The sequence below is a fragment of the Maribellus luteus genome (genome assembly GCF_003576475.1).
GTDB lineage: Bacteria > Bacteroidota > Bacteroidia > Bacteroidales > Prolixibacteraceae > Draconibacterium > Draconibacterium luteum.
On record NZ_QWGR01000003.1, the window covers coordinates 216984 to 234618 of the forward strand.

The following is a 17635-nucleotide window of genomic DNA, read 5'->3' on the forward strand; positions in this document are numbered from 1 at the left end:
CAAAAGGGGAAGTATCAACCTTCCCCTTTATTTATCTCAATTCCTTTTTTCTTTAGTACATAGGAAATACGTTTACTCCCAGTCAGGATTCTGAACCAGTTTGTCGTTCAGTATCAACTGAGTTTTTGGTATCGGATTAAGATAGTAATGGTTTTTCCATCCTTTTCCCTGTTTCACAAAATCATCAACGCAAACAACCCTGTCAATGTCATCGGCGGTAACAGAAGCATCGGGGTTGACATCACCGGCGGTAATAAACCTGGAAGCTCCGCCAAAGTATTGACTCTTTTCATCGGCAGCAACCCGCACTCCAAGAGGCCTTTGATTCATAAAATAATCTGCCCGGTTCCATCTTCTAATATCATAAAAGCCAAATCCTTCTCCCAGTAATTCAACCATACGCTCCCTGCGAATTTCCCATACTACAGGATCAACCGTAGCATCTCTCGCCGGATCAAACGACTCCGAAATTTCGGATACCTTCATGGCTGCCACATTGGCCCGTGCACGTAGTTTGTTGATGGTTAAGTCGGCCACATTTTGGTCAAATTTTCCCAATTCAAACTCTACCTCTGCATAATTCAGCATAATTTCTTCTATATGAAAGACAGGACAATCGGTTACGGCAAACCTTCCTCCGGCCTGAATAGCAGCTTCGTTGTAAGTATTAAAATACATGTAGAGATAGTAACCGCCATAATTCCGCATTGGCCCCCATGAGTAGGGTGAAGTTTGAATCATCGGCACCCGCGACAGAAACTGTGGCTGCCAGGTATGTAACGGAAACTGGTGGTTGGCATCGTTGATGCTGTTCATGTAATCGATGTAGTACCGGTCTTTGGGGTCCATTCCTTCGGTCCACCACGAATCTCTGTTGGCATCTGTCACGGCTACACCATTTCCTTTGTTGGTTTTATAAGGAGGAACACAACGCCAGTAGAGCCTGTGATCCCTGTTCTTAAACTCGTCGTTAACCGATGCGGCCGGACCGGCTCCTTCATAAAGCGGACTGGTTGCAATCGGTTTTCCGTCCTGACATAAATACCGGCCAACAGTACGTGCATGCAGTCCAATTTTCTGAGAACCACCTCTTTCCATACGAGGCAGCGTCGACATTTCCAAATCAGGCTCCAGCTGTTTATAAAGAATAATACCGGGAACATTTGCCAAATCATCTAAGGTCCAGAGATCAACAAAATTGTTTGCAATGGTAGGGTATGCTTCCAAAAGAAGTTTGGAAACCCTTTCGCACTCGTTCAGGAAAGTTGCAGCGTCAGCAAGGGAATGATACTTCCTCCACGTGCCCTCGAACAGGCAAAACCGCGACATAACGGCCCTTACACAATCCCGGTTAATGGTATTGGTGTTTGCTCCTTCACCGTTTACATTGATATTCTCTTCGGCATACTTTAGATCACGCAGGATGTTTTCAGCCACCGTTTCACGCGGAGTTCTTTCTCCGTACAAAACCTCCAGATCATCGTCTTCAACAACGTTTTCCAGCCACGGCACATCGCCGTAACGGGCCATTAAATCGTAATAACGATACGAGCGGAAGAACAAGCCCACCGACCGCCAGTGCGCCTTCTCCTTATCGGTCATTTCCGAATTTTCAATATTACGAAGCATAATATTTACCTTCCGGATATAACTAAAATCCCACGAGTCGTCAGTATTCGTTGTAGAACTTATGTTGTTCCATTGCCAGTCGTTGTTCTGTACATTCGTACCACTACTGCTGTATAAGTAGTTTGCATGTACATCGCCCAAAGCGTGGGTATAAACCTGGGCTCCTGTGCCAAGGTACTGTCGCATTAACGGATCAGAGAAGATATTATACAATCCCCATGAATAGGTTTTAAAATTATCGTAGGTAACAAAGGCCGTTTTCTCTGTGAGCGAGGTTTTGGGAGCATACTCCAAAAAGTCATTATTACAACTAAATAGCGTCGCTATCAGTATGTAGAGTATATATTTTTTGAATTTCATAGTTGTTATAAGTTTAAGTTTATCCCAAATGAGAGTGTTCTGTAATGTGGATAAGTCCATCCTAGGCTTTCAGGATCAATACCCGAAGGCAGATGATCAAAAGTGAACAGATTTTCTCCGCTAAAGAAGACTTTTACATTTTTCAGATGTATCCGTTGCAAAATACTAGCAGGCAGATTATAGCTCAATGTGATGTTCTTTACCCGCAGGTAAGCCGCGTTACTCAGGAACTTATCGGATGCTCTTTGGTTGGCGCCCTGCGAACTGCCGGCGTTTTCATAAATCCGGCCATAGAAAGCATTGGTGCTATTCTCAGGAGTCCAGATTTTTCCCACCTGGTCTTTATAAACCGTACCATATTGATCGGACATGGGGAACTTGATATTACCACCTATCCACGCGTCGCGTTTTCCAACTCCCTGAAGTATGAACGAAAGGCCCAATCCATTCCATTCGGCATTTCCGTTGAACCCGTATTGGAAGCGCGGACGGCTGTTTCCGATTATGGTGCGGTCGCCCGGGTCATTAACAGTATTATCGCCCTGATCGATAATATTGACGCTGGTTTCGTTATCCATCAGGTTTTTATACTTGATATCTCCCACATGAGAGGTTACACCTTTAATGCTCACCACATCGCTGCGTAAGGCACCGGTTTCGTCAAAATCGCTTTCAGTATAAAAACCATCGGCAACATAACCCCAGATTTCGCCAATCTCCTGGCCTACATAATAAGGGGCCGAAAGCAATTTCGTTTCATTTTTATACTTGGTAATTTTTGAGCGGGAATCGTAGATATTGAAGCCAAGACCATACTTTACTTCTCCGGCATTTCCTTTCCAGTTCAGAGAGAATTCCCAGCCGTTTGTTTCCATATCGGCAGCATTCTGGTCGGCAGCAGTGGCTCCTGCAACGGCCGGGAGCTCCTCGCCCGGTCCTAACATCCCAATGGTATTGCGTTGGTAAATGTCAAAGGTTCCGGTGAGTTTCTGGTTCTGGAAACCAAAATCAATACCTCCGTTAATGGTATTTACCTGCTCCCAGGTGTAATTGGCCCGAACCATGCGCATATTTCCGATTGTCTGAGGCTCAACACCGTTGTAAATCCACTGGCCGTCAACAACCGGCAGAGTTGGCAAATAGCCGTAATTACCAATATCCTGGTTTCCGAGCGTTCCGTACGAACCTCTTAGTTTCAGTTGCGAGATAACTTTTTCGGCGCCTTTCATAAAAGGCTCATTGGCCATGTTCCAGGCTGCCGACACCGAGGGGAAAAATCCGGAACGGTAATCTTTCGGGAATTTGGACGAGAGATCGTAACGGCCGTTAAATTCAATAAAATACTTCTGTGCGTAGTTATAATTGGCACGGAAGAAACTCCCACGAAGTGCATACTGACTGTAGGCATCGCTTGTTTGTGAAGGAGTTGCTCCGTTTGTCCCGCTCAACGAAGGTAAATCATTGCTGATCATGTTATACGCCTGAGAATAAATGTACCGGTAATCGTTGTACTCCTGGTTATAACCCGCCACCAGCGAAACATTGTGTAGCTTGTTAAAAGTATTGGAATAATTGGCGTAAGCATTGATGGTGGTATACCGTGTTGACGACCTTGAGGTTGTAAACGGATCGGTGGAGGTGGAAGGCTTTATACTTTCTGCCAGTCCCTGATGTACCTGAAAGTAATTGGCATAAGCCTCATAATCATTCATACTTAACTGAAATGAATATTCCAGGATGGCACTCAGACCTTTAAGCGGTTTGAGTTCTGTACGCGAAAATATACGGCTATCGTCGCTTACACTTTTTGACGCCTTGGCCATGCTAATAACATTGGCCGGGGTCATAACCAAATACTCTTGCCCGTCGGTTCCGTATGGCAGCATTCCATCCGGATGGTACGACGGAAGGTTGGTTTTCCAGATTCCCAGCTCGCTGCTTCCGTCCAGAAAAGGATAGCGCTTATCTCCGCTGTTGTATTTCATGTCCATGGAAGTGCTCAGCCAGGGTGTGATATCGCCACTGACATAGGACGAAACGTTGGTCCGGGTAAATGCATCTTTTCCGCTAACCAGAATACCATCTTCATCGGTATAGCCAACCGAAATACGATAATTGATCTTTTCACTTCCTCCCTGTACCGAAATATTGTGGTTTTGTTTCCACGAGGTTTCAAACATGTCTCCCATGACATCGGTTTGTTTCAGGAAATATTTTGTTCCGTTTACTTCTGTCCAGCCCAGCGGATAATTTTGCGGGTTACTGATATAATCCTGCAAGAGACCAACATACGTCTCAATATTCTGCCCCGACCAGATAGATGAATAACCTCCATCCTGCAGGGTTTTGATCATATCGGACGGTGAAGCCAGCTCCGGAAGGTTATCTACCCTGGAAAAGGCAAAATTGTTATTGTAGTTGATGGTCAGCTTCTCATTCCGTTTCCCTTTTTTGGTCGTGATCAGAATAACCCCAAACGATGCGCGGGCCCCGTAAATTGCAGCCGAAGACGCGTCTTTCAGCACCGAAACACTTTCAATGTCCTCCGGGTTAATCAGGTACAGATCGTTGAAAACAACGTTATCAACCAGCACAAGCGGTGCTCCTCCGTTAATGGATTCCAACCCCCTGATATTAAAATTATTTCCGCCTCCGGGAACAGCTGACGAAGAAGCAGTAAATCCCGGGATGGAGCCTTGCAATATGGCCCCCAGACTGGTAACCGGTCTGTCGCCCAGTACTTCTTCCATTTTTACGGCAGAAACAGCCCCCGTCAGGTTAACCTTTTTCTGTGTTCCGTATCCAACAGCCACCACTTCTTCCAGGCCAATGGCATCTTCCTGCATAGATACATTAACAACAAGATTACTTCCGACAGCAATTTCCTGGGTTTTCATACCAATAAAAGAAAACTGCAAAACTGCACCTTCCGGGATCTCCGAAAAGGAGAATTTGCCATCCATATCGGTTACGGTTCCCTGAGAAGTGCCTTTTATCAAAACCGTTACTCCGGGAAGAAATTCCCCCTTATTATCTGTGACCGCTCCGCGAACCCCTTTTTGCTGGTCCGGCTGCAAAAGAGTTTCTCCAAAATCGCTCCCTTCTTGCTTTACAATGATATAACGGTCAACAATTTTATAACTTAGGTTGGTTCCACTTAGCACCTCATCAAGAATTTGCGTAATGGTAGCATCCTGCACATTTACGGAAATATTGTTTAGATCTTTCAGGTCTTCACGCTGATAGAAGAAATAAAACTCGCTCTGTTCTTCAATTTCTTTAAACACATCTACCATGTTGTTACCGCTTAAAGAAATATTTAACCTGGTTACCTGCGAATAGGTAGAAGCGCTAACGCTTACGAGGCAAAAAAGAAATATCGCAAAAGTCAATTTCATTTTTAGTAAAAGTTTTTTCAATGGCCGGTTTAAACCGACCCGGTTTGATCGTTTTTTCATAAATTTGAATGTTTAAAATAATTACGACAATTTGTTTTAAGCATTAAACGGTGGATATGTGGCGCATCTCCGCCGTTTTTAGCTTTTTAGCATTTTGAAATACTTACATAGGCTTTTCAATTTTTGATATGATTACTTCGTCTTTTATTCCCAAGTTATTTTTATACTTTATTTCGACCGGAAGCAGCAAGCTGATCGCCTTAATAATCTGATCAAAAGGTTTGTTTTTCAGGATAGTTCCGGAAAACCGAAGGTCTTCGGCATCTTTGCTGGTAAAGCTAATTTTAACATTGTACCAGCGTTCCAGCCGTAATGCAATATCGGCCAGTCGTTCCTCATCGAACTCAATCTTCCCGTCGATCCAACTGCTGTAGAAACCGGTGTTAACCGTTTTTATAGTCAATTCTTCCAGGTTATCCGGGATATTTATTTGTTCCGAAGGTTTAATCCTGGTAATCGCCTTCCCTTCCAACGTATTTATTTGCACCGAACCTTCGACAAGCGTTACCTGGCTCGAACTTTCTTCGGCATACGAAACCACGTTGAACGAGGTTCCCAAAACTTCGACTTCGCTTTTTTTCAGTTTTACCACAAAGGGAACCTTGCTGTGCTCAACTTTGAAAAACGCTTCTCCATCCAGTGATATGTCGCGGCTGTCATCGCCAAAAAAGTTGGGATACTTTAGTGTGGTTCCCGAGTTTAACCAGATATGCGTACCGTCAGAAAGCGTAACTTCCGACATTTGCCCCAGCGGGACCTTTAACTCGGTAAAACCCTGTATTCCGGTTGAGGGAAATTGCGATTTCACCAGTATGCCAGCAAGAAATGCCACAAGCAGAACAGCAGCATACTTAAACACCGACCGGTAGAGCTGCGTTCTCCGAACTTTCATACTGTTGGAAATCCTTGTCCACGAAAGTTTCAACGAAAAATTCTGCAAAGCCTGGCTTTTCTTTAAGCCTTCATGAACGTTCTCAACTTGCTTAAAAACTGCACTGTTTTCCCCTTCTCCAAGAAGCTGGCTCAGCTCCTGTTCCTCCTCGGGAGTGAGTTCATCAAAGATCTTCCCCGCCGATAGCTCCCAAAATTTATCTTGCTTTTCCATTGTACTTTTTAAACTGTTGAACGAATGGGATGGCCCTTTTCTACCATCCCATAACTAAACCAGACAATAACAATCACTGATCTATTTAAAAGACGGAAATAGGGGAAAAAGAGGGCGACATCAGAAGGAGTTTTTTTGAAAAATATTTAAATATCTTTCTTAGCAGACTCTTTATCAGCAGGATGTAAAGTACAAAAAAGATAAAAATCAGTGGGTTCGAGGTTCTCTTTCAGAAAACGATAGGCCCGCCCGATTTGTGTTTTCACAGTATTTTTAGTGATGTCCAGCTTTTGTGCTATTTCAGCATAAGTAAGCGAATCAAAAACAGCCATCTCAAGGATTTTTCTGCGTTGTTCCGGCAGTTTCTGTAAGAACTGGTACAGTTTTGCATATTGTTTTTGTTCATCAAAATACTCTTCGCTGGCGGGGTCGTTAATGTTTTCAATCGGTTCGGTACTTACAATCCGCTTTTTACGGAAATGATCGACAATACCGTTTCGCAACATCAGGAAAAGATAATGTTTGACAGAAGACTCAATCTCAATCTTTCTTCGGTTCTCCCATATCTTGATAAAACAGTCCGACACCAGTTCTTCCGCAATTTGGTCGTCATGCAGCATTTTATGTGCATAAAGCCCCATTTGATAAAAATACTTTTCATGAAGTTGCTTCAAGGCATTTTTATCACCTTTGGCTATATTCTCCCATATAAGTTTATCGCTCAAAACCGGTATCGTTAGAAAGCAAATGTAAAACAAATATCGAAAGGATAATCATTCGGTTCCCTTCACCCTCTTTATGAATCCATACGTCCTCTGCCGAAATATCCAATTCTATAATTCGCTCCGGAATCGTTTACATCCCACTGTTAAGTTCCACCTTGTATTCATTTGTTTCGCCGGGTTCCAGCGACAATTCGGAGTAATCAGAATTGTACAGCAAACGGATCTTGCCTCCTTTTTCCGAGTAAATTTTTGCACTCACCAGGCGGCTGTTTTTCCAGTTCATGTCTACTACAAAGCCACCGCGGCCCTTTAATCCTTTCACACTTCCTTCAGGCCATTCAGCCGGGAGAGCAGGCAGCAGGTGCAACACCCCGGCATGACTTTGCAGCAGCATTTCGGCGATTCCGGCCGTGGTTCCAAAATTGGCATCCATCTGAAACGGAGGGTGTTGTCCAAACAAGTTGGGCGAGGTGCTTTTGCGCAGTACCGTATTCAGACTATTCTTTGCGTTGTCTCCCTCAAAAACACGCGCATACTGACTGATCAACCAGGCAGCGCTCCAGCCGGTGTGTCCGCCACCGTTGGCAATGCGGTAATCCAGCGATTTTTTGGCAGCGTCTACCAACTCAGGCGTATCCCAGGTGTTGATTTGTTCGCCCGGATGCACTGCAAACAAATGCGAAATATGCCGGTGCCCGGGCTCTACTTCCGGAAATTCGTGGGCCCATTCCATTAAACGGCCGTCGGAGCCAACTTTAGGCCCTGCTAATTCCTGCCTGACTTCCCTTACTTCGCGTACAAAATCATTTTCCATCCCAAGCTCTTCCGAAGCATAAATAAAATCGGTAAAAAGTTGCCAAATCACCTGCTGGTCGTGTGCCGGCCCCATGCTTATCTGGCTGCGGCTTCCATCGGGAGCAATAAAAGTATTCTCGGGCGAAACGGCAGGACCGGAAACCAGTTTCCCGGTTTCGGGATCGCTTACCAGCCAATCGACATAAAACTCGGAAGCACCTTTCAAAACGGGATACATTCGTTTCAAAAATTCCTTATCGCCCGTAAAACGGTAATGCTCGGCAATGTGCGTGCTAATCCAGGCACTACCGCCGGTGTGCATTCCCCAGCTGGCTGCTTCGCCCGGAGCCGTGTAGCCCCAAACGTTGGTTATCGGATGAATTACCCAACCCCGGTTTCCATACTGAACATCAGCCGTTTTAGTGCCGGGCTTTACCAACGATTCCAAAAGATCAAACAAGGGCAAATGCATTTCGGATAAATTGGTTACTTCGGCTGGCCAGTAATTCATCTGCACATTCACATCGGTATGGTAATCACCGTTCCAGGGCGTTTGGATTTTATTGGCCCACAAGCCCTGCAGGTTGGCCGGCAAACATCCGGGACGGGAAGAGGAAATCAACAAATAGCGCCCGTACTGAAACATCAACTCAACCAAATGTGGATCTGAATTGCTTTCGCGGAATAACTCAATCCGCTTGTCGGTAGGAACGGGCTCAATCTCTGCCGGAGTAAGATCAAGATCTACCCGTGCAAAATAGTTTTGGTATTCTGAAAGATGTGCTTTCAATAATTCCTTGTATGATTTTTTGGATGCGTTTTCAATGCTTTTGGCTGTTACATCAGCATAATCGCGGCCTTTGTATTCTGGATAGCTCAATACATAATCAGTTGACGCCGCCAACAAAAGAATCACTTCGTCGGCATCTTTTACCACCAGTTGAGAATCTTTGTAAGCGATCTTGCCATTTTTGGCAATGGCCTTTAAACGAGCCATGTAATGAAGATTCTCGCCTCCTTTTCCGTCGGGCAAAGCACCTGTCATAATTAACTGACCACCTTCGGCATAGGTTTTAAAATGCTCGGGACGATCCATCGTGCAGCTAAAAGAAATCTGCCCCGGTTTATCAGCCGTTAAGCGGGCCACCATCACCTGATCAGGATAGCTGGTAAAAATCTCGCGCTGAAAATTCACCTCCTCCCTGGTATATTTTACGCGCACCACCGCATCGTTTAAATCGAGCTCGCGGTAGTAGTTTTCAAAAGCGGCATTTATCCCAAAGTCGAAGCGCAAATCACCCAGCGTTTGAAAACATCCGAACGGTACTTCTGCACCGTTTCCATGTCCGCTGCCGGCACCTTTGCATATTTGTGTTTTATTGGTTAGCGCGGTTGCTTCCTTGTACTTCCCTTCAAACAACAACCTTCTTATTTCCTGTTGTGCTTCGCGTGCTTCGGGGTTGTCATTATCGTTCACACTTCCCGACCACATACTTTCTTCGCTCAGCTGGATGCGTTCCTGGTTTACATCGCCAAACACCATCACGCCCATTGATCCATTTCCCAGCGGCAGAGCCTTCAGCCACTCGCGATCGTCGCGCCAGCCATTCGGATCATCTTTAACCGTGGCATCGGCGGGCACGTTGTACCATAACTTAAGATCGGATGCTTTTTCGGGCTGCACACTACAGGCGGCAAATAAGGCTACCGCAAAAAATAAAATCAGGCTGCGAAGTTGTGTCATTTCTATTGTTGTTGTGTTGTTATTGACTTTCGTTCTTTCAAGAAAAACAGGAAAATGAATATCCTTCAAATTTACCATTGCTTACCGAACAATTACCTTATTCTTCTTATTACTTTTTTGAAGGGTTGGCCAGAGAAACCCTGATCTCTTCCGCTTTTTGGTTTCGGAATATGGTGATCACCAGCTCTTCCTCCTGGTTTGCTTTCTCAAAAATCTTTACCAGTTGATCAAAATTCGCCACATCCTGTCCGTTGCATTTCAGGATTACGTCGCCCGTCCTTAAATTCATCGAATGAATTCCGGTATTTTCAGGAACCTCAAGAACAGCTACTCCGGCCATAGCGGGCAACCCGGCTGCCGACTGTTCGCCCATGGTTTCAATGTTTTTCACCTTCCCTTCCTTCCAGCTAAATACTTTGCCGCTTTCGTTGGAGCGTTCGGTGATTAGCTGGGGAATATCAGGAGTTTTAGCCAGCTTTTTCAAACGTTCTGATTTCACTCCAAACTGATCCATTGGAAAATTACGGAAGCCAATTTTCAATGCAGGTGATTGTTCGCTCACCGTATAGTCGCCGTGTGCCGCATCGGCAAAAAGAGGTGCCTCCGAAACAGAGTGGGCATCGCAATCGTTTTGTGCAAATTTAAGACGATCCGCCTCTCCGGTCGCAAAAAGATTGGAGTCGAGTTCCTGCCCCCACTTGTCATCCGGGCCCAGCGTATAATTCATCACTGCCGGACGGTAAGCCCCAAACACAATGTTGTGCTTAAACACATCGCCGCTTTCAGGATACCAGACATGCGGGTGCAGGCTGTTGTTAATGATGATGTTGTTCGTGGCGGTTCGGTAATATCCTTCCCTCATTTTCAAACCTCCGCTTAACAACACGTTGTTGTGGATTTCATACCAGGTCGATCCGTCGTCGAGATCAATATCCCAGCCATGGTCGCAGCGCCAGCGCGAATTCCGAATGATGTTTTTATCCAGCATATCGATTTTCGGTAAGTTGCGGTCCTTTTTTACTTCCACATCGGTCTGACGGGTGTCGGGCGTCCAGAAACGGTCGCGGCCCCACGAGTTGAAACTTCCGTGGTCGCTGGTTTCGAGTACCGTGTTAAACACATCGCAGTTTTCGATGATGTGCCCGCCAAAAGTACCTTCGCTGATGTTAATTCCGGCACGCGGGACATCGTAAATAGAACAATGATTCACCCTGATTTTGTGCGACATGGAAATCTGCACGGGTGCAGTTTGTTTCTCATCGCGCCCGGTCATCGTAATCAGGCAGTCTTCCACCAAACATTCCGACGGATAATTATCTGACTTTGGCCCGGGAGTGCGGTCAATGGCTTCGAAATCCTGTTTCCCATAGCGAAACAAGGGACTGCGCACAGCCCCGGGATCGCCGACAAAAGCAACCCCATTGGCTCCCGAATGATGTAGGTAACAACTTTTTATGGTAATTCTACGGTTGTAGTTGCTGACAAAAATGCTGTTGCCACCCACCTGGTCGAACTCGCAGTTCTGAAGCAAACAATCTTCGGCACCGTTTATAAAAACAGCCCCGCCGCGGTAGGTTGTCCAGTCGCTTCTAAGCAGCGGCTCTCTGTTTTCCATAAAACTGCGGGCGGCATGGCGAAATACAAAGCCATCGAATTGAACATGTTTTACCGGCTCTTCTTTTGTTCCGTTTAATTCAAGCAAGTGTTTCAGCCGAACAATTTCCACCAAGGCTTTCGAAATGTCTTCGTCGTTCAACGGAAAATAGTACAACATGCTTTCCGTTTCATTGTAGTACCATTCTCCCGGCGCATCGAGCTCTTCAAACACATTTTCCACCATGCGGTAGCGCGGGTGCATTTGCGAAGGCCGGTTGTTTTGCCAACCACCCTCCATATCAAGCGTCCCGTCCGCATTTTTTGCTTTCACTACCCAGTGCATATCGCCCCACAAAGCCATGTGCATGGCATGAATAAAAGCTCCCGCCGGATTCTCCCACGAAGCAATCCGTTCGGGTGTAAGCGGGTCGGTTCCGGGTTCCGGCTCACGCGTATGTTCCAGGTCCCAGGCATCGAACACGTTTTTCCCGGGCACCGCGTTCGGAAAGCGGGCCATGCGTTGCCGTTGCCCATTGATATAAAGCTGATCGATATCTACATCTTCGGATATTCGCGCACAAAAAATGCTCTCCCGGTAAGGCTTCCAATCCAGTTCCAGTTTCTGCCCGCCACTAATCACAACTTCTCCCGGCGGATTCAAGGTCCTGAAAACAACGGGTTTTTCAGCGGTTCCTGAAATACCGGCATCCAGTTTCAGGGTTTGCGGCAAATAGTAAGTTCCATCTTCTACCAATACATGAACCGTCCTTTGTCCGGCAGCGGCCCGTGCCAGCTCAACAGCCTGGCCAAGCGTTGCTACGGGTGTAGTCTTACTCCCGTTTGCCGAGTCGTCTCCCCCGGGCGAAACATAAATTTCAAAAATGCTTGGTTGACACGCGGCTAAAAGAAATACCAAAACATTCAGCAATAGTACAGCAACTTTTCTCATACGATTAAAATTATTCTTCAAAGATTCGCAACCAACGGAGGGAACTCGCACATCCATCAGCTGACGGACAATCATTCTCTCGGAGGTGAATGATTTATATGCTCGTTTCATAAAAGATGGCAAAAATTAGCTTTCGATTTCAGTCGACAAAATAATGATTTTCAAAACAACCGAAAATCTTTTGAAAAATTTTAATTTGTCTGCCCCGGACCTAAATTGAAATTTCTGCTTACAATCTCTATTCCTGAAGGCCTGATTACCCGGGCAATCCAAATAAAATTATATTTTTGAGAAACTAAATTCACCATAAAGAAAATCACTATGAAGCTTCAAGCTATTGGCGTTGCCATAATCAGCTTTTTTCTTGCGGCCTGTGCCGGAGGGAATCGCGAAAAAACGGATACCCAAAAAGATTCACAACCTATGTTTACAGGAGCCAAAGGAGAGGTCAGAATCATGACCCTTGACCCGGGACATTTCCATGCTGCCCTGGTTCAAAAAAATATGTATGAACAGGTAGACCCAACCGTGTATGTTTATGCTCCGGAAGGCCGCGATGTACAAGGTCATCTGGCATTGATTGAACGTTACAACACCCGTAGCGAAAACCCGACAACCTGGTTGGAAAAAGTATATACCGGTCCTGATTTCCTGGAGAAAATGCTAAGCGAAAAACCGGGAAATGTAATGGTTACAGCTGGAAATAATGCCAAGAAAACCGAGTACATCCTCAAATCGATAGAAGCCGGGATTAATGTGCTGGCCGACAAACCAATGGTTATCTCGCCCGAAGAATTCCCCCGATTGGAAGAAGCCTTTAAGCTGGCCCAGGAAAAAGGCGTTTTGCTGTATGATATTATGACCGAGCGTTACGAAATCACGACCATGTTGCAGCGCGAGTTGTCATTACTTCCCGAAGTTTTTGGCGAACTGCAAGTGGGGACAGAAGAAAATCCGGCCATTACCAAAGAAAGTGTGCACCACTTCTTTAAATACGTTTCGGGAAATCCGCTTGTTCGTCCGGCCTGGTTTTTCGACACCCAACAGCAGGGCGAAGGCGTTGTGGATGTTACCACTCACCTTGTTGACATGATCCAGTGGGAAGCTTTCCCCGAAGTAACGCTAAACAAATCGGATGTGCAGGTTTTATCGGCCAAACGCTGGACAACCGACATGACACCCGAAATGTTTGAGAAAGTTACCGGACTGGCCACTTACCCCGACTACCTGCAAAAAGACCTTGACAACGATGTGCTGAAAGTTTACAGCAACGGCGAAATCAACTATACATTAAAAGGGATTCATGCAAAAGTTTCGGTTATCTGGAACTTCCAGGCTCCGGAAGGTACAGGCGACACGCATTATTCGATCATGCGCGGAACCAAATGCGACCTCATCATTCAACAAGGAGAAGAGGAAGGTTACAAACCTCAGCTGTACATTGAAACAAGCGAAGAAGACCTAAAAGCTTTTGCCGGCTTCCTGTACAATGCAGTGGAAGGACTGGCTGAAAAATTCCCCGGTATTACACTCGAAAAAGTAAGCGATTCGAAATGGAAACTGAATATTCCGGATGAGTACAAAGTTGGACACGAAGCGCATTTCGGACAGGTAACCGAAAAATACCTGCAATACCTGGTGGACGGTAAACTACCGGAATGGGAAGTTCCGAACATGATTGTAAAATACTACACCACTACCGAAGGCTTGAAAAAAGCAATGGAATAAAAGTTGACCTGAAACAGAAATCAGCCATCGACTTTTGTTAACTGAGTACAATATTCACCGGGTGACTGTTTGATTTAACTCAAAGTCACCCGGTGAATTTTTTTATAGCAATTTTTCAATTGAACACTTTGCTTTAATAATAAGCTGTAAGACAAACGAGCCCACAGCTGAAGGCTCTCTCCTGAATGATGATTGATAATTAACGATTGCCAATTTGCGATGGAAACGAATGTAAAGCAAGTATATCTGCCATCAACCTTCGTTCATCGACGCTCGCAAATCAATTCTTATTCACAGGATTGTCCACCACAATGCGGGTCTTTTGATTAGCCACCCTGTTGGCAACCAGAAATGCGTATTGAGCAATTCGCCTCATTTTGGTGTAGTCGATTTTGTCAATTTCGTCGCTTACTTTGTGATAATCGTCGTGCATTCCGGTTGAAAGCCCCAATATCGGGATATTGTTTTTATAGAAATGAAAATAGTCGCTACTGTTCAAAAATGTGTTGGACAGCTTATCGTTCAACACCAGGTTTAGCTCCTGGCTAATTTCTTTGCTCAGCTCCCAAAATTCAGAGCTTTGTTTCCCCGTAATTACATACAGGCCATTGGGTCCGGCCAGTTGTTTTTCGGTAGATGCACCGGGCAGGGGTTCTGCTTCTGCCGAGCGTCCCACCATGTCGAGGTTAATATCAATCAGTGTTTTTTCGAGCGGATACACGGGATACTGCGTGTAATAATCTGATCCGAACAATCCTTTTTCTTCGGCGGTTACCCATGCAAAAACTATGCTTCGTTTGGGTTTCTTTTTCATGCTTTGAAAAGCCTGCGCAATTTCAAGCAAAGCCACAGTACCGGTACCGTTATCATCGGCACCGTTAAACACCTCCCCGTTGGCATCTACTCCAACATGATCGTAATGAGCCGTAAAAACCACGCACTCGTTTTTCAAAACCGGGTCGCTGCCTTCCACCACTGCAATTACATTTTTTCCCAACATTTCAGACTGGTTCTTCGGAAGCTGGATTTTTGCCCTGATCCCCTCCAGTTCAAACGACTTTGGCGAACCACTTTCATTGATTTCGCTTTGGAGCTGCGCCAGTGTTTTTCCCGACGATTTTAAAAGTTGATCGGCGAGTTCCCCGGTTCCAAAAATCAGGTTCAGGGGTAAAGACTGTCTTCTCTTTTTGCTCCCTTTTATCACCATGCTTCCCCCGTTGGCATACTGCTTAACCTCATCAAATCCTGTTGGGTCAGGATTCAGGGGATCGGGGACCAGAATCAAAGCTTTTGCTCCGCCTAAAAGCATCTTGTTCATTTTGCGCATCTCGGTACCAAAGTCCATGCTTTTGGTAGCAGAATCCCTACACAGTTCGAGGTTCCGGCTCATGGCCAAAACAATCTTTCCTTTTACATCTATACCTTCGGTGTCGTTGTATTTCGTTTTGTCGTTGTACCATCCGTACCCTGCAAAAACTACTTCGCTTTCAATCGTATCTCCGTTAAGAGGCCCCAGCAAAGAAAAAAAGTCGTCGCTGATGGTTTCCAGCACTTCACCCTTGTTGTTTTGAATCTCCAGAAAAGTATTTCCCAAATCGGGCTTGGTCATCTCCAGTTCCACGTATTGGAAATAATCTTCAACTCCCGGTTTCAGTCCCATCAGCTTACACTGAGCTTTCAAATAATCGGCGGCTAAATCCACCCCCGGAACGGGTGTCGAGAAATCGCGTCCCTGCATGTAGTCGCTGGCAATAAACTCAAGGTGTGCTTTAAGATCACTTTCGGTGATGGTCTCCATTTCTTTTTTTTGTGCGAAAAGAAGGCTTGCCACTGAGAGGCAAAGAGAAGTCAGTAATAATTTATTCTTCATTTATAATCGGCTTAATGTTTGATGAGTCAGCATTCACTTCTCAAAATTACTCTTCCTTGATTTTTATGTGAATTTCCTGGCGGTTGGCGATATCGAGCCCCATCCAAAAGCAAAGCTCTGCCACGCGTTTTAGCTTGTCAAAATTGATCTTGTCCACATCGTCGCCCACCTGATGATAATCAGCATGATAACCGGTTGCATAATTTAACACCGGCACCCCGTTTTTGTGGAAGCTGTAATGGTCGCTGGCCCTTAGAAAATAAGCGGGCAAAGTGGTATCCGGAATCAGCTTCAGTTCTTCGCATTTTTGCCGGTTGATCTCCGCCAGTTCTGGCCATGCATTGTTGGATAAAGTATACAGGCCGTCGAAATCTTTTACTTTTTTGGGCGATTTGTTCCAGATTGTATCGCGGGGTTCGAACACCCGCCCTACCATATCGAGGTTAAAACAGGTAACCGTTTTTTCGAGTGGAAACAACGGATGCTGTGCATAATAATTCGAGCCAAACATTCCCAATTCTTCGCTGGTAACCCATAAAAACACAATGCTTCGTTTGGGTTTTGGATCGAGGCTGGCAAACGCTTCCGCCACTTCCATAATGGCCACAGTTCCCGATCCGTTATCATCGGCCCCGTTGTACACATCGCCGTTCTGATCCACTCCTACATGATCGTAATGTGCCATAAACACCACACACTCGTCTTTTAAAACCGGATCTGATCCTTCCACATAAGCGACAATATTACGGGCTTTTATTTCATTTTTTATCACTTTTGAATTCACCGAAAGCTGCTTGTCATCCATCTCAAATCCTTGCTTAACGCCGGAGGCAGCTACACTAACAAGGTACTTTTCAAACTGCCCTTTCCCTCCCAGAATTTTATCAGCCAGCCGGGGCAGTGCCACCAACACCGGAATTCCTTTGTTTGTCTGACTATCGGACAGGCTGTATCGTTCGCGGTTATTCCAGACTTTTATTTCATTGAATGCATGATTGTGACGATCGTGCGGACAAGTAACCACAACAATGGCTGCCGGCTTTTTTTCCGCAAGCGAACGGATTTTACGCCGCTCATCGCGGTTATTCCACGAGAACTTTGCGGATTCAGGAAAACCGTCGGCCTTGCCCTGGGCTACTACCACCACTTTCCCGCTTACGTCTGTTTCATCATCAATGTCTCCAAAACCTGCCATTACAATGGTTGCATCGCTCAACACTTCTTCCTCCATGCGGCCATCCAGGCGAATGAAATCGGACGTACGAAAAACAGTTTTTCCGTTTCTCCCAATCACCGCTATAAAACTTTCCGGATCGGGACGCGACGAAAGCAGGGGTACCTTTTGGCTGTACGCCGGAAATCCGGGTTGCAATCCCAGTTTTTCCGCCTGTTCAGTAATGTAATCAGCTGCCATTTCCAGTCCGTTGGCCTTTGTTCCCAAACAACGCCCCTCAAGTTTATCCGACGCCAGATAGCTCAGATGTTCATGCAAACCCGCTTTGTCAATCTTATCAACCGCTGAATTCTGCGCGAAAACATTCAAAAAAAACAGTGTCCAAAATAAACCCGTAAATGCAGTTTTTTGTAATAACATAGGTATTATCTGAAATTTTGAAGAAATTTACACATTGGTTTATAAAGTAACAATAAACGCAACGTTTACATTAAACCCTTTT

Annotated in this window: 9 protein-coding genes; 1 reads left to right on the forward strand and 8 read right to left on the reverse strand. The window is 45.4% G+C overall.

Features of this window, described 5'->3' with window-relative positions:
• Positions 1-72: 72 nt before the first annotated feature.
• The 6 genes from D1614_RS06485 to D1614_RS06510 form a co-directional block, all read right to left on the reverse strand.
• On the reverse strand, positions 73-1989 hold the full coding sequence (locus D1614_RS06485) for a RagB/SusD family nutrient uptake outer membrane protein (protein ID WP_119437090.1): 1917 nt from the start codon (positions 1987-1989) through the stop codon (positions 73-75).
• A 5-nt stretch (positions 1990-1994) separates the two neighbouring features.
• On the reverse strand, positions 1995-5447 hold the full coding sequence (locus D1614_RS06490; protein WP_119437091.1) for a TonB-dependent receptor: 3453 nt from the start codon (positions 5445-5447) through the stop codon (positions 1995-1997).
• Between the two features lie 103 nt (positions 5448-5550).
• Positions 5551-6552, reverse strand: coding sequence for a FecR family protein (locus D1614_RS06495; protein WP_119437092.1), 1002 nt, complete (start codon positions 6550-6552; stop codon positions 5551-5553).
• 146 nt (positions 6553-6698) lie between these two features.
• Positions 6699-7277, reverse strand: a complete 579-nt coding sequence (locus tag D1614_RS06500; RefSeq protein ID WP_162304430.1) for an RNA polymerase sigma factor — start codon at positions 7275-7277, stop codon at positions 6699-6701.
• 130 nt (positions 7278-7407) lie between these two features.
• Positions 7408-9816: a glycoside hydrolase family 95 protein gene (locus tag D1614_RS06505; protein WP_119437424.1), complete on the reverse strand. Its 2409-nt coding sequence runs from the start codon at positions 9814-9816 to the stop codon at positions 7408-7410.
• A gap of 109 nt (positions 9817-9925) precedes the next feature.
• Positions 9926-12361, reverse strand: coding sequence for a PDZ domain-containing protein (locus tag D1614_RS06510; protein WP_162304431.1), 2436 nt, complete (start codon positions 12359-12361; stop codon positions 9926-9928).
• Between the two features lie 321 nt (positions 12362-12682).
• Between D1614_RS06510 and D1614_RS06515 the strand changes: the two genes are divergently transcribed.
• On the forward strand, positions 12683-14089 hold the full coding sequence (locus tag D1614_RS06515; protein WP_119437095.1) for a putative oxidoreductase C-terminal domain-containing protein: 1407 nt from the start codon (positions 12683-12685) through the stop codon (positions 14087-14089).
• 280 nt (positions 14090-14369) lie between these two features.
• On the opposite strand, the gene D1614_RS06520 is transcribed toward D1614_RS06515, so the two are convergent.
• Together D1614_RS06520 and D1614_RS06525 are read right to left on the reverse strand one after the other, a co-directional pair.
• Positions 14370-15959: a M20/M25/M40 family metallo-hydrolase gene (locus D1614_RS06520; RefSeq protein WP_119437096.1), complete on the reverse strand. Its 1590-nt coding sequence runs from the start codon at positions 15957-15959 to the stop codon at positions 14370-14372.
• A gap of 46 nt (positions 15960-16005) precedes the next feature.
• Positions 16006-17553, reverse strand: a complete 1548-nt coding sequence (locus D1614_RS06525; protein WP_119437097.1) for a M20/M25/M40 family metallo-hydrolase — start codon at positions 17551-17553, stop codon at positions 16006-16008.
• Positions 17554-17635: the final 82 nt, after the last annotated feature.